13 protein-coding genes are annotated in these 13,874 nt (G+C 53.0%); 2 read left to right on the forward strand and 11 right to left on the reverse strand.

All coding sequences use genetic code 11. From position 1 onward, the window contains the following. Positions 1 to 43 precede the first annotated feature (43 nt). The 9 genes from deoC to udp all read right to left on the reverse strand — a co-directional run bounded on the left by deoC (position 44) and on the right by udp (position 9,770). Positions 44 to 694 carry a deoxyribose-phosphate aldolase gene (deoC, locus tag B2Y11_RS02420; RefSeq protein ID WP_291055728.1) on the reverse strand — a complete coding sequence of 217 codons (651 nt, stop codon included), beginning with the start codon at positions 692 to 694 and terminating at the stop codon, positions 44 to 46. After that, positions 691 to 1,308, reverse strand: a complete 618-nt coding sequence (locus B2Y11_RS02425) for a DUF805 domain-containing protein (protein ID WP_291055731.1) — start codon at positions 1,306 to 1,308, stop codon at positions 691 to 693. The genes deoC and B2Y11_RS02425 overlap by 4 nt, the downstream gene beginning before the upstream one ends. A gap of 70 nt (positions 1,309 to 1,378) precedes the next feature. Next, positions 1,379 to 2,080: an L-ribulose-5-phosphate 4-epimerase gene (locus B2Y11_RS02430; RefSeq protein WP_291055734.1), complete on the reverse strand. Its 702-nt coding sequence runs from the start codon at positions 2,078 to 2,080 to the stop codon at positions 1,379 to 1,381. A gap of 84 nt (positions 2,081 to 2,164) precedes the next feature. Then, the gene (locus tag B2Y11_RS02435) at positions 2,165 to 3,214 is read right to left on the reverse strand and encodes an ABC transporter ATP-binding protein (protein ID WP_291055737.1); all 1,050 of its coding nucleotides are present in this window, start codon (positions 3,212 to 3,214) and stop codon (positions 2,165 to 2,167) included. An 18-nt stretch (positions 3,215 to 3,232) separates the two neighbouring features. Continuing rightward, on the reverse strand, positions 3,233 to 4,894 hold the full coding sequence (locus B2Y11_RS02440) for an ABC transporter permease (RefSeq protein ID WP_291055741.1): 1,662 nt from the start codon (positions 4,892 to 4,894) through the stop codon (positions 3,233 to 3,235). Between the two features lie 97 nt (positions 4,895 to 4,991). Next, a complete protein-coding gene (locus B2Y11_RS02445; protein WP_291055743.1) occupies positions 4,992 to 6,041 on the reverse strand; it encodes an ABC transporter substrate-binding protein in 1,050 nt (349 codons plus the stop codon). Between the two features lie 366 nt (positions 6,042 to 6,407). Continuing rightward, on the reverse strand, positions 6,408 to 7,202 hold the full coding sequence (locus tag B2Y11_RS02450; RefSeq protein WP_291055746.1) for an ABC transporter permease: 795 nt from the start codon (positions 7,200 to 7,202) through the stop codon (positions 6,408 to 6,410). Then, positions 7,199 to 7,981, reverse strand: coding sequence for an ABC transporter ATP-binding protein (locus B2Y11_RS02455; RefSeq protein WP_291055749.1), 783 nt, complete (start codon positions 7,979 to 7,981; stop codon positions 7,199 to 7,201). Before B2Y11_RS02455 ends, B2Y11_RS02450 begins: the two co-directional genes overlap by 4 nt. Positions 7,982 to 8,966: 985 nt before the next feature. Beyond that, the gene (udp, locus tag B2Y11_RS02460) at positions 8,967 to 9,770 is read right to left on the reverse strand and encodes a uridine phosphorylase (protein WP_291055752.1); all 804 of its coding nucleotides are present in this window, start codon (positions 9,768 to 9,770) and stop codon (positions 8,967 to 8,969) included. 542 nt (positions 9,771 to 10,312) lie between these two features. Here udp and B2Y11_RS02465 point away from each other — a divergent pair. Continuing rightward, positions 10,313 to 10,660 (forward strand): ArsR/SmtB family transcription factor, encoded by a 348-nt coding sequence (locus B2Y11_RS02465; RefSeq protein WP_291055755.1) that lies wholly within the window; start codon positions 10,313 to 10,315, stop codon positions 10,658 to 10,660. A gap of 204 nt (positions 10,661 to 10,864) precedes the next feature. Next, positions 10,865 to 11,182 (forward strand): glycyl-tRNA synthetase, encoded by a 318-nt coding sequence (locus B2Y11_RS02470; protein WP_232217322.1) that lies wholly within the window; start codon positions 10,865 to 10,867, stop codon positions 11,180 to 11,182. A 431-nt stretch (positions 11,183 to 11,613) separates the two neighbouring features. Here B2Y11_RS02470 and B2Y11_RS02475 read toward each other — a convergent pair whose 3' ends face one another. After that, the gene (locus B2Y11_RS02475) at positions 11,614 to 12,432 is read right to left on the reverse strand and encodes a hypothetical protein (RefSeq protein WP_291055763.1); all 819 of its coding nucleotides are present in this window, start codon (positions 12,430 to 12,432) and stop codon (positions 11,614 to 11,616) included. Positions 12,433 to 12,585: 153 nt separating this feature from the next. Beyond that, positions 12,586 to 13,404 carry a hypothetical protein gene (locus tag B2Y11_RS02480; RefSeq protein ID WP_291055766.1) on the reverse strand — a complete coding sequence of 273 codons (819 nt, stop codon included), beginning with the start codon at positions 13,402 to 13,404 and terminating at the stop codon, positions 12,586 to 12,588. Positions 13,405 to 13,874: the final 470 nt, after the last annotated feature.

A 13,874-nucleotide genomic window follows, 5' to 3' on the forward strand; every position in this document is an offset into this window, starting at 1 on the left:
TATGAAATTCGATTCTGCGAATTAATCAGTGCTTCCCTAAGTCTCATTCCTTCCCCAGCAGGGCCGGAATGGCTCCGTTGGCGCCGATGCGGGAGGCACCGGCATTCAGGAAGTCTTCCATTTCCTTTCTGCTGTGGATGCCACCGGCGGCTTTGATTTTAACCTTTGGTCCCACGTATTTCTTAAAGAGCTTGACATCGGAAAGGGAGGCGCCGGCGCTGCCGAAGCCGGTGGAGGTTTTGATAAAGTCCCCTCCCCCTTCGGTGACGGCGCGGCAGGCGGCGATTTTCTCTTCTTCCGTAAGATAGCAGGTTTCCACGATGACCTTCAGGATATGGCTGCCGGCAGCTTCCTTCACCTGCCGGATTTCATCGGTCACATAGGAGAGATTTCCCTCCTTCAGGGCGCCAATATGGATGACCATGTCGATTTCATCGGCGCCGTCTGCTATGGCAGAGTCGGTCTCCGCGACTTTGGCCGCGGTGCTGCCGTTTCCCAGAGGAAATCCCACCACCGTGCAGATGGTAAGGGACGGGAAATGCTGCCGGATTTTTTTCACAAAGGACGAGGGAACGCATACAGATGCCATATGGTACTGCTCCGCTTCCTCGCAGAGTTTTCGGATGTCCTGCCAGGTGGCCGCCGCCTTCAGAAGGGTGTGGTCCACATGGGAAAAGATGAAATCATTGGTCATGGAAATACTCCTTTCCTGTCACTTCCTGCAGGAGGGGCCAGGGGATCAGCCCCGAAGGGGTTGGGCCCTTCCGTTCCCTTGCGGAAAAGAAGACAGATATAGACAAAAGCCAGGTACAGGGCCGCCACAAAAAGCAGAATCATCACTCCATAGAGCATGAACCGTCCCGGCCCTGCTGTCCAGAAAAGCGGATACATGCCGCCGAAGAAGGCCTTCACCGTTTCCGCCAGAAGATTTACCAGAAAGAGAATCACATTCAGGGCGCCGAACCCCCGGGCGCCGTTCCCCAAATCATGGAGCCGCCGGACAGCCAGGGACAGGAGCCCCAGCTGGAAGAGGGCATGGACGAGAGTGGTCATGAGGATGGGAACCAGCACCTTCCCGGAAATCAGGACGGCCAGAGCCAGAATCCCCATTTCCACAAGACTTCCGATAATAGAAAGCAGAATCCCCCGAAGGATATAGGGCTTCCTGTTCAGCCTGCCCCGGAAGGAAAAGTACTTCCTCATCCATGGCTCTGTGAGCTTCGCCTCATACCAAGGCCCCCAGCTGTCCAGCTGCCTGTCGTACCACCGGCTTATTTTTTCCAGTTTGTCATCGCACCATGCTGTCATAGAGCACCTCCTCTTTTCTGCATTATATCAAAAAAAAGCAGACCGGGGCCTGCCTTTTTGCGTACAGAAGTTACTTATGTATGCCCTGCCCGTAGTAAGCTCCGGGGCCATGCTTTCTGTGGTAATGTTTGTCCAGCAGCTCTTTGTCCATATGGGCCTTGGGGTTCAGCATCCTTGTTTTCAGTGCCATTTCCGCCACCGTCTCAAGAACCACGGCATGGTACACTGCCTCTTCCGGGCCGGTTCCCCAGGTAAAGGGGCCGTGATTTCTGACGAGAACTGCCGGCATGTCCAGGGGGGAAAGATTTCTTTCCCTGAAAGTTTCCGCAATGACCTTTCCTGTGTTCCACTCATAGGCATCCCGGATTTCTTCTTCCGTAAGGCTCCTTGTGCAGGGGATGGCGCCATAGAAATAGTCGGCATGGGTGGTTCCCAGAGGGGGAATGTCTTCTCCTGCCTGGGCAAATACGGCGGCATGAAGGGAATGGGTGTGAACAATGCCCGAAATTTCAGGGAATGCGTGATACAGGCAGAGGTGGGTCGGAAGGTCGGACGAGGGCCGAAGCTTTCCCTCAACCACCTGGCCCTCCCAGTTCACCACCACCATGTCGTCGGGGGTCATGGATTTATAGGGTACGCCGGAAGGTTTGATGACTACCAGTTTTCGCTTCCGATCCAGGGCGCTTACATTTCCCCAGGTGTAAATCACCACGCCCCGGGCCGGAAGCTCCAGATTGGCTTTGCACACCTGCTCCTTTAATGATTCAAGCATAGGTTTCCTTTCCAGGGAATGCCGATCTTGTGACGGCATCGGCACTTCCTTAAAAAGGGCCTTTCCATGGAGAAGGCCCTTTTCTTATTTTTCAATCACCCAGGCCTTTTCTGCAGGGAAGTTCACATACACGTCGCCGCGGAAAATGGTTTTGCCGGGATCAAATACATCTACAATCCATTCCTTGTCCAGTCCGTCTCTGAGGAAATAGCGCACTTTTTCTCCCAGGAACATGGTATTGGTGATCGCTGCTTTCAGATTCACCTTTCCCTCTGCCGGATCCTTGGAGAGGCCCGCACTTTCCGGGCGGACGGACGCCACATAGTCCGTTCCCTCTTTGACCGGGTTGGAGGACAGGAAGGATACGCCTCCATAGGTCACGCGGTTTCCGCTTTCCGCTTTCAGGGAAATCAGATTGGTGGTGCCGATGAAATCGGCGACAAAAGCGGTTTTAGGTTCGAAATAGATTTCCTGGGGCGTGCCTACCTGATGCACAATGCCGTCTTTCAATACTACGATGGCATCGGACATGGACAACGCTTCTGACTGGTCATGGGTGACATAAATGGTGGAAAGTCCCATCTGCTGCTGGATCTGCCGGAGTTCTACTCTTACATTTTCACGGAGTTTGGCGTCCAGGTTGGACAGCGGTTCATCCAACAGAAGTACTTCAGGATTCATGACGAGGGCTCTGGCCACGGCCACACGCTGCTGCTGTCCGCCGGACATCTGGTTGGGGAAACGTTTTTCCATGCCTTCCAGTTGCATGAGGGACAGGGCCTGCTTTACTCTCTTCTCGATTTCATCCTTCGGCTTTTTCTTGACCCGAAGGCCGTAGGATACATTGTCAAATACATTCATATGGGGGAAAAGCGCGTATTCCTGGAAAACCATGGCGGTATTCCGGTTATAGGGCGGCACTTTTTCAATATTTTTCCCATTGAGGAGAATTTCCCCTTCATCCGGCTCATAGAAACCGGCAATCATGCGGAGCAGTGTGGTTTTTCCGCAGCCGGAAGGCCCCAGGAAGGTAATGAAATGGCCTTTTTCAAAGTTCAGATTCACATTTTTAATGACGTGATTCTTCCCAAAGTATTTATTAATGTTTTTCAGCTGTAATACGTAGTCTGACATAATTGTCTCCCGCCTTCATCAAAGATCAAATATATTAATCTTATCTCTCAGTATGAGTTTCACGATACCAAAGGTAAGATAAATCACAAGCATAATGCCCACAGCTGTCGCACTGGCTGTCGGCAGGAATCCCTGGTTGGCCAGACTCATGATATTGATGGATGCCAGGTTCCATTCCGGCGATACCAGGAAGATAACGGTGGACAATGTGTTCATTGACCGCATAAATGCATAGACAAAGCTGACGGACAGGGAGTTTTTCAGCATGGGCAGTACGATTTTACAGAAAGTCTTCACGCTGCCGGCGCCCAGGTTGGTGGATGCCTGTTCCAGAGAGGCGTCAATCTGCTTCAATCCTGCCACCGCCTGCCGGTAGCCTACCGGCAGCTGACGAAGCGCCATGCCCAGGATGATGATGGCCAGTGTACCGGTCATTTCCAGGGGGCCGTCATTGAAGGCCAGAATCAGTGCCAGACCGATAAAGGTACCGGGAAGGGACACCGGAAGCATGGCCAGAAAATCCATGAGATTTCTGCCGGGGAATTTCTTTCTGATGGTGAGGAATGCCAGGGCAATGCCGAGGATGGTGGTAATTGCTGCAGTGGACATGGATGCCACCCAGGAGTTAACCATTACATTGGACTGGATGACCCCTTCCTTGAAATACTGCAGGGTAAAGGTGTAGTCATACCCGAAGGCTACGGTAAAGGCAAAGAGGATAACCACGCCGATAATCATGAGAATGGCAAGGCAGAGGATCAGGCAGAAGGCGAAAAGCATCCATTTGGCCAGAGGGCCTGCGGTGACGCGGATCAGCCCGGACACCGGCTTGCCGGTTACGGTGACATAGGAATTCTTTTCCAGATAATACCGCTGGATGAAGAAAACAATCAGTGTAGGAATGACCAGGAATACGGAAAGGGTGGCGCCCATGGGGAGATCCCAGGCACCGGTTACCTGTGTGTACGCTTCCGTTGCCAGGACATGGTAGTTGCCGCCTACCAGCATGGGGTTGCCGAAATCTGCCAGAGAGTTAATAGCCACCAGCAGGAAGGCGCTGGCCAGACCCGGCGTAGCGAGACGCAGCGTGACCGTCCTGAACAGATACCATCCCCGGGCGCCCAGATTCTGGGCTGCCAGCTCCAGGTTCGGGCTGATGCTCTTCAGAACGCCGGAAATAGTAATATAAGCCAGCGGGAAAAAGGCAATGGTCTGGGCCACCCACAGCCCGAAGGGGCCGTACAAATCCACCTTCAGATGAAGCAGCTGCCAGGTAATGAAGCCGCGCCGCCCGAAGAGCATGATGAATGCCAGCCCTGTCACAACGGAAGGGGCCATGGTGGGCAGAAGGGCCACCACCTGGAAAAACCGTTTGCAGGGCATGTCCGTGTAATTGATGCCGTAGGCAAAAAGAAAGCCAAACACAATGGCAGCGGCCGTGGCAATAAATGATGAAAAGAGGGTATGGCCAAATACCAGAATAAATTCTTTACCCGTAATGGCCCGGATCCAGTCAGCTTCCGTAGGAACCAGAAGGATTTTCACAAAGGGATAAATGATAAACACGCCAAACAGAAGGAATACCGCAGCAATGCTGATAAGAAGCGGCGGTTCCCTGAGAAGAACCTTCAGTTCCGCTCCCAGCCCGGTATGTTCGTGACCCGTATCTTTTTCGTTCATAGTAACTCCTTATTTCATGATTTGTGAGGTGGTGCCGGTCTTTCTAAAGGAAAAAATACACCTCCGCCGGAAAGCGGAGGCATATCTTCATTATCCATCAGTCAGCAAAGAATTCATCACAATTTTTCTGCTTATCCGCGCCGGCTTTGATGAGATCATATTCCTTGAACAGAGGCAGCTCTTTCAGCGGCTTCATTCCTTCCGGCGGAGCTACATCCGGGTTGCAGGCTACCCCGTGGGTGGTCTTTACCAGAATATCGCCGGCCTCTTTCGTCAGTACGAAGTCAATGAAGGCTTTGGCAGCTTCATCATTGGCATGATTCTTAATCTTGCCTACCGGGCAGGTTGTCCAGCCGGCCTGGTCATAAATGGTGCTGTGGATTTTCTGCCCCTTGGCGCTGACCAGGGTCTGGTCAGAAATGAAATTCAGGCATACCAGGTATTCGCCGGCGCCGGTTTTCTGGCCGGGAGTGAAGCCGGATGGTGTAAACTGTGCAACCTGCGGCTTTAAGGCTTTCAGATAAGCCCAGCCCTTTTCCGGTCCCATCTGCTGGAGAACGGAGCTGATGAATGTATTGCCTGTACCGGATTTTCTCGGATCCGGCATGATGATTTCTCCTTTGAATTCCGGTTTCAGAAGGTCTTCCAGCGTTTCCGGAGCCTTTACGCCCTTCGGTTCAAATTCTTCCTTGAACCGCTTTTCGTTATATCCGATGGACATGACTTCCAGATAGGTGCCGTACCAGTAACCATCTTTATCCTGGTATTCCGGAAGAATCATGCCGGCATTGGGGGACTTGTAGGCTTCCAGGAGCCCGTCAGCTGCCGCCTTGGCATGGGCATCTGCCGTACCGCCCAGCCAGATGTCCGCCTTCGGTGCATCCTTTTCCGCCTGGATACGGGCCAGCGCTTCGCCGGTTGGCAGACGGATAAAGCTTACATCCGCTCCGGTTTTTTTCTTGAATGAATCTGCCAGCTGTTTTGCCGTATCTTCATGGAAGGAAACGTACATCACCAGTTTCTTTCCCTTTAAATCCGGCCCCTGGGGTGCTCCCGCCTTACCGGAGGACGACTGTCCGCCACCACATCCGGCCACCGCCAGAGCTACTGCAGTCAGGGCACATGCAGCCAAAGCTTTCCATTTCATTACAAGCATCTCCTCTCAAATACAGATTTTACATATCCGTTACATCTCTTTTACAATTCTACCATAAAGTAGACACTATTTGTATAGGTTTGCTATTTAAGCATAGACATCAAAGCAGCCCATCTCTTCCGCTCATAATCACTGTATTATCTGACCCTATTCCTGTTTATCTCCCCCCCCTTTTTCTGTTTCTAAATGATATGCCTGTTTTTTTTTATCTTTATATAGCATACACTTTTACGCAAATGAGTATCTCTGATAATTTACGGCGGCAAGAGGACTGCCCCCCCCTTGCTCCATACAAAAAAAACAGGGCTGCGAAGAAGTGATTCCTATTTCTTCACAGCCCTGCTGTGTTTATCTTCTTTATTCCTTATGGTTCCAGGGAACCAGTTTCCTTTCCAGGAACTGGAGGAACAGGTTGAAAATGAGGCCCAGCACGGAGAGGACGATGACGCCGGCCATGAGGCGGTCGGTCATCATGAGGTCGCCGTAGTGGAGGATGAGGGCGCCGATGCCCTGTTCCGCCGCAATCATTTCCGCTGCCACCAGAAGGAGGAGGGCGGTGCCGGCGGCGATGCGGAGGCCGGCGAAGATCATGGGGAGGGCATAGGGAAGGACTACGTTTTTCATGGTGTAGCCCCAGCCGGCGTGGAAGCTGACGGCCACTTTGATGAGCAGGGTGTCCACGTTCTTTACGCCGGAGTAGGTATTCATGGCCACAGGGAAGAAGACGCCCAGGGCGATGATGGTGACTTTGGATACTTCGCCGATGCCCAGCCACAGGATGAAGAGGGGAAGGAGGGCGATTTTAGGGATGGGGTAGAGGGCATTCACGATGGGGTTCGCCATGCGGTCCGCCAGGGCGGAGGTGCCGGTGACAAGGCCTACGAGAAGGCCGAAGGCGCTGCCCAGGATGAAGCCCATGAGGATGCGGTACAGGGAGGCCGCCAGGGATACGCCGATTTCCCCGTCTTTTATCATGTCCATGAGGGAGGAAAGAATGAGGGTGGGCGGCGGCAGGAAGAGGGCGGATACCACCCCTGCCCGGCAGATGCCTTCCCAGAAAAGGAGGAGGGATGCCACGGAAATCAGGGATACGGCGGGGCTGTAACTTTTCTGCCACCGTTTCATTTTGTTTTCAACCACATATTTATTCATCGGTTCACCTCCGTCATGGCTTCCAGCGCGTCTTTGCTGATATGTTCCCAGATGGTGCGGGTGAGGCGGTCGATTTCTTCTGCGTGTTCCGGTTTCTCCCTATCGCTCCGGGGGATGGTGATTTCCAGGATGCTCCGCACTTTGCCGGGGCGGCGGGAAAGGAGGACCACCCGGTCTGCCAGCATCACCGCTTCCTGGATATTATGGGTGACGTAGAGGGTGGTGAGCCTTGTCTTCTCCCATAGGGCTACCAGCTCCTGCTGCATGATGATGCGGGTCTGGGCGTCCAGGGCGGAAAAGGGTTCGTCCATGAGGAGAAGGTCCGGATTGATGGCTAGGGCCCGGGCAATGCCTACCCGCTGTCTCATGCCGCCGGACAGCTGATGAGGATAGGATTTCTCAAAGCCTGAAAGGCCTACCAGGGAAATATAGTGGTCGATTCTCTCTTTCCATTCTTTCTTCGGCAGCACATGGCCGGCGTCCAGTCCAAAGGCGATGTTGTCATATACGTTACGCCAGGGCATGAGGCCTGTCTCCTGAAATACGATGGATACCCGGGGCTCGCTTTTCAGATCTTCGCCTGTGAAATAGACGGATCCTTCATCCGGCGACAGAAGGCCGGCGCAGATATTGAGGAGGGTGGACTTGCCGCAGCCCGAAGGGCCGACCAGGGCTACGAATTCTTCTTTGTGCAGCTCCAAATTGATGTCTTCCAGCACCGGCAGGGTCTTCTGCCCGTTCCGGAAGGATTTGCTTACATTTTCAATCATAACTTCCATAGATGACTCCATTTTTATATTTTTATAACACGCCCTTGCGGGTGTGAGGGTTGACGGGACTTCGTCCCGAGGGTTGTGGCCGCCTGCCGGCGGCGGGTTGTGTATCGCTTCGCTCAGGGGGCAACGGCCCTTCGGGCCGAGGGTTGTGGTATCGCCCTATGGGGCGATGAGTATAAAGTCTGCGTTACGGGATTGGCTTTTTTTATCATAGGGTCAGTGGATAGAGGATAGCAGATAGCACGCAGCCCCGCTGGAGATGACGATGTTGGCGGGCACCCCTATCGTCATTTCGACCGAAGCGAAGCGGAGTGGAGAAATCTCACGCCCCAATGGTCAAGAAAGTGGGTGCGGCTTCGCCGCGGGTTGTGTAGAAGGGTTATGGAGAAAGGTGCTTAGGATTGACCGGCCCTATGGGCCCAAGGGTTCTTAAGTTTGACTGCCCTTCGGGCCGAGGGTTGTGGTATCGCCGCTTCGCGGCGATGAGTATATATGCCCGCCTGCGGCGGGAGAACCATAAAACCGCGCCTTCGGCGCGAGGGAAATGCCCGCAGGGCAGTTGGCTTGTTTTCCATCGGGCGAAGTCCGGCTGTAAAGGTTTTCACTGCCTACAGGCGGCATATAAAATTGGTGCCCGCAAGGGCACCCACTTCGCCAGCGCAGCGATACTATATAACTACCCTGGGCGAATGCCCTCAAATCGTCCGGGAGGCGAAGCCGGTCCCGGACAGAAACTTTGGCCCGGCGCGGCAGCGCACGGGCCATCAACCCTCGCGCCCGCAAGGGCGCGTTAAGGAAGCGCTGATTAAATCATTGTTTGCTTTTATTCTTGAATTTTTATGCAATGCGAGGAATGGGCTGACGCGAATAGCGAGCTATTTAAGGAAGCCCATGACGAAACAGTGCATAAAAATTCTTATAAAAGAAAACTCTATGAATTAATCAGTGCTTCCTTAACCTGCGGGAATACAGGTAAGCACCGCCAATGTCACAAAGTCACCATGAAATGGCCAATCAGCATTTCCAGTGCCCTTTTCACCACCTGATGGAATCTTCTTTCCGCCAGCTCATACACTGCCTTCGGCGCCACGGCTTCGCTGTCCGTCCGTTTGGCCACTACGCCGCAGATGGAGCCGGCAGAAAGGCCCAGGGCGGAGGTCAGGGTGAAGAGGGTGGCATTTTCCATTTCAAAGTTTGTGCAGCCCAGGGCACGGTATTCCGCCAGGCTCCCCTGCAGGTTTCTCCGCACGTAGCCGGAGAAGCTGTCGTACCGTTCCTGTCCCGGCCAGAAGCTGTCAGTGGATACGGAAATACCGGTTTTATGGGGCACCTTTAGTTCCCGGGCCGCTTCTTCCAGGGCCAGGGTAATGCGTATATCCGCCATGGCGGGGTATGCCAGGGGCGCATAGGCTCTGGAAGCGCCGTCCCTGCGGACAGCGCCCTTATTGATAACCACGTCTCCCAGGTTCAGGTCATCCCTAATGGAGCCGGTGGTGCCTACGCGGATGAAAGAGGTCACTCCCAGACGGGCCAGTTCCTCCACCGCAAAGGTGACGCAGGGGCCGCCCATGCCGGTGGACATGACAAGCACCGGCTCTTCGGAAACGGTGGCCTTCCAGGTGGTGAAATCCCGATGGGAGCAGAGAAATTCCGCCTTCTCATCCAGTGCTTTCGCCAGTCCTTCCACCCGTCCCGGATCCCCGGGCACCAGGGCATACCGGGCGCCGCCGGTCATCTCCCTGGAAAGGCCGGTATGATACATGATTTCATGAGGCATTGCGTAGTGGGGCATGGTTGCAGGGCTCCTTACTTTTTTCATTCACTAACTTAGACAACTCTCTGTCAAAGGTTCAAAGGGTTCAGAAAGAAAGGTAAACGGGGCTGCGCCCCGAGGGTTGTGGCCGCCTGCCGGCGGCGGGTTGTGTATCGCTTCGCTCAGGGGGCGACAGCGCCTGCGGCGCTGAGGGTTGTGGTATCGCCCTATCGGGCGATGAGTATATAGACCCGCCTGTGCGGGAAAACAATAAAACCGCGCCCTCTTACGGCCGGGATTACAGTCTCCCCGCCCTATGGCCTGCCCCTTTGAGCGAAGCGATGCACAGCGAACATGATTTGAAGGAGCGCCAGCGACGCACAAATCATAGTGAGTCGTTTCCCCTGTGGGGACACAACCCTTTTATGCAACCTGCCGCGACAGCGGCGCCCCCTTTGAACTTTGTAACCCATAAGCCTGTCTCCCAAAATCGACCTCCTCCCAACATTTGACAAACTCTTCCATCTCTGATACTCTCTCTATAGAAATAATTCTATTTGACACAGGAGTTTAGACTGCATATGGAAAAGATTTACATTGATACCGCCAAAATCCTGAAAGCCATTTCCGACCCCAAAAGGCTGAAAATCGTGGACATGCTGTCCTGCAGGGAGCAGTGCGCCTGCGGGCTGCAGAAGGCCTTTGCCATTACCCAGCCCACCCTGTCCCATGACATGAAGGTGCTGGTGGAGTCGGGCCTTATCATCGACAGGAGGGACGGGAAGAATATTTTTTATTCCCTGAACCCTGCGGCCCTTCGGGATTTCTATACCATTATGGGAGAAATTTTCAAAAACAAACTGCACTGCGTCTGCGACGGCCGTCATGCCCATCAGGAAGCCCCTTCCGAAAGGCAGGAGGCCCTCTGAAAAATCCCCCCTTCCGGGGATTTTTTTCATAGAGACATTTCTTCCTCCCGTTATAAATGATGCGTGAAAATTTCAAATTTCATTTCCTGCAAAAAATATAAAATATTTCCCTTATAAATCTTCTGTTTATCATGAAAAAGTGGTAAACTATATAAGGAAATAGCAATCGTTCGTTGCTATAAATTGGTGGTAGAGGTGATAAACATGGCAGAAGTAACTGAAAAAAGTATTGTTGTTTGCGGCGTGGATAAATACGCTGTAGCAGATCTGAAGCGTGTTTACGGCAGCGTAACATACCAGGGTGCGGAATACATTTTCCTGCAGTTCCCGGTAGTTGGCGACACAGTCAGAGAATATCGTCCGGACAGCTACACCACAGCTATCCAGCTGGGCGATGAAATTTTCGACGGCCAGACTTTCCATTATCATGTAACCCTCACTTATGACGGACATGTAAGAGAAGTGGCTTATCTCGGTCTCGACGATGCAGGTCGTCCGGATACTGTGGATATCGAAGCCTGAAACCAATGAAAAAATCCTCGGAGAAATCCGGGGATTTTTTTGCTTTTGTGGCACTTGTGGCACTAACGGCAGAGTGACGATATTCCCGAAGGTTGACACGCCCTTACGGGCGTGAGGGTTGAGGCAGCCGCCGGGCCTGTGGGCCCTGGGCTGCCAGGGTTCTGTCCGGAATCGGCTTCGCCTTCCGGACAGGTTCTGAGGGCTCCGCCCTCGGGAGTTATGAAGTATTGTGGAGGTCCTGCATAGGACCTCCACGTCAGCCGAAGTTGGCCTCTAGCCTGCCCAATAAGAGGCTTTCCTATTGGCGGCTGACCGGCTGCGGTTGAAATGACGATGTGGCGCTGCCTCCATTGACCATTTCCCCATGGCACCCACCAATAAAAAACGGCATTCCCTCCAATGGAGGAAATGTCGTTTTTCTATAACTCTTATTAAGCTCCCAATTCATCCAGCAGTTCTTCTGCTGCTTCGATGGACTCATGGATTTCGGGACGGAGGGTGGCGTCATCATTGAGGAAGCGGACTTCCGAGAGGGCGCGGATGAGGCGGGCAATCTGGGCGGTGCGGCCGATGAGGATTTTCTGGGCGGGAGTGTACTTTGTCCAGTCATTTCCTGCATCGCTTTGGATGGACTTGATGTCCTCAATGCCGTCTTCAAAATAGTCGGACAGATCCAGCAGGGCGTCTTCCGTCTTTCTGGCTTCGTGACGGACAGCCTGCATACGGATGCACATGTCCTTCACTTCCTTCTGGAATTCCTGGAGACGGGCGCTCATGTCCTTCAGGGCATTCACATCTTCTGTGCCGTCAGCTTTGATGTCCAGTCCCTTGATTTCCGGAACCTTGGCATACTGATCCAGTACGCCGGCGCCGAATCCTACAGCGTCTACAGCTCCTGCCAGGGTGACCACGCTCATGGCCTTGGCAGAAAGCTTTTCCATTTCACGCCAGTTCTTTCTTTCCTTATTGAAATGTTCCAAACCGGCCAGGGTATCGCAGTCGTGGAAATCCACGTTCTTCAGCTGGGAAAAAAGGCTGGTGAACTTTTTCATATCTCCCGACATGAGGGTAATCCTCACGCGGTCCAGCTCACCCAGCTCATCCTGGGCGCGGACTTTAGCGCGGTTAATCCTTTTCATGGCCCTTCTTCTGGCCCTTTCCACTTCGCCGTTAATACTTTCCGGGCGGGCAGAATTGGAATTGCCGCTCACAGCCCCTGCGATCATTCGCAGAATAAAAGAAATCGACATGACTCGTTCCCCCTTCAATCAGTAATGTATCGAACCAGGGAAGCACTGATAGGACAACTGATCTGACGAAATGAACCAGCGATTCCCCTTATATCTATGTTTATTATTATAACATATGGAAAGGCTCATAGAAATGGGCGGCCAGGGGGGATTTCAGGCATCCCGGAAGGAAAGGGCCTTCTTTGCCTTTTCAATGGCCTTTTCGCTTTCCTCGCTTACTTCGCCCTTGTCATTCAGCAGATGGGGGAAGAGGATGGTAATGAGCTGGGCGCACTGGATGGCCCGGGCAATCTGCATCTTCTCCGACTGGGAGTAGCGGTTCCAGTCCTCCCCTTTTCTTTCCAGGATCCGTTTCAGATCATCAATGCCGTCTACGAAATAATCGTGGAGATCATTGAGGCAGTCAGCTTCCTCTCTGGCCTTCAGCCCGATTTCACTGATAGCAGTGGTCAGCTTTCTCACATGCTCCTGATAATTCTTGAGATCCCCGATGAGTTCATGGATATAGGCCATATCCATGCTGTGGAAACGCTTGTTGTCGATATTCACCTTCGGCAGGATGGCAAAGCTGTCAAGCAGGCCGAAGCCCAGAGCCATAGGCGAATAGGCCGCAGCGCTCACCGTTTCCAGGCTGGCGATCTTGTCCGCCCTGGAAATCATATCATCCACCTTGAAACCTTCCTTCAGGAAACTTTCAATCCCCGGCAGGCCTTCGCAGTCCTTCAGATTGAAATTGCGAACCATGGCGCAGTACTTGGTGAACTCCTCCATATGGCCGGAAGTAGCGGACACCTTGGCCCGATCCATTTCCCCGATTTCATACTGGGCACGGCTCCGAAGGCGGAGCAGTCTTCTCCTTACACGCCGAAAAGCCTTATGCAGCTCCCCCTCCAGATCCTTGATGTAGGTCGAATCCTGAATTTTCCCATCTTCCATTGCCTGAAGAACCTGAAGAACATAAGTTATTGTCATATATATTCCTCCTTTGGAATACGAAAGCCATGAGTCATCACGCTTTCCATCAGAAACCCCATCTGCGGGACATGGAATCCACTGACAGACATAAGAAATCCTGCCAAAGAGACCGGTCGTCGAAATTACCGCCCCTTCGGCCCTCCTGTCACTGTTCTCCTCCCCTGCCTTTTTCCAAGGCCTTTTCTTACACCATTAATTATACACCATTAGAAAAAAATAGATTTCATGAAAGCCTTTTTTTCTTACAGAAAAAATTTATAGGGCACAACAGAAAAGAAGAGGAGCCCCCTCTGTTTTATCGTTCCCCCGAAGAGGGGGCCTGCAGGGCCCCTGGAGAGGGAAAAGGTTCTTAAGATTGATGGGCCTGTCGGCCGGAGGGTTCAGAGGGTTCAGAGGGGAAGGATTGCCCCACAGGGGAAACGACTCACTGGATTTTCGGGTCTCTGTCGCTTCCCTACAGCACGGCT

Origin of the sequence: Dialister sp. UBA1703, assembly GCA_002320515.1 — a bacterium.
Classification (GTDB): domain Bacteria; phylum Bacillota; class Negativicutes; order Veillonellales; family Dialisteraceae; genus Dialister.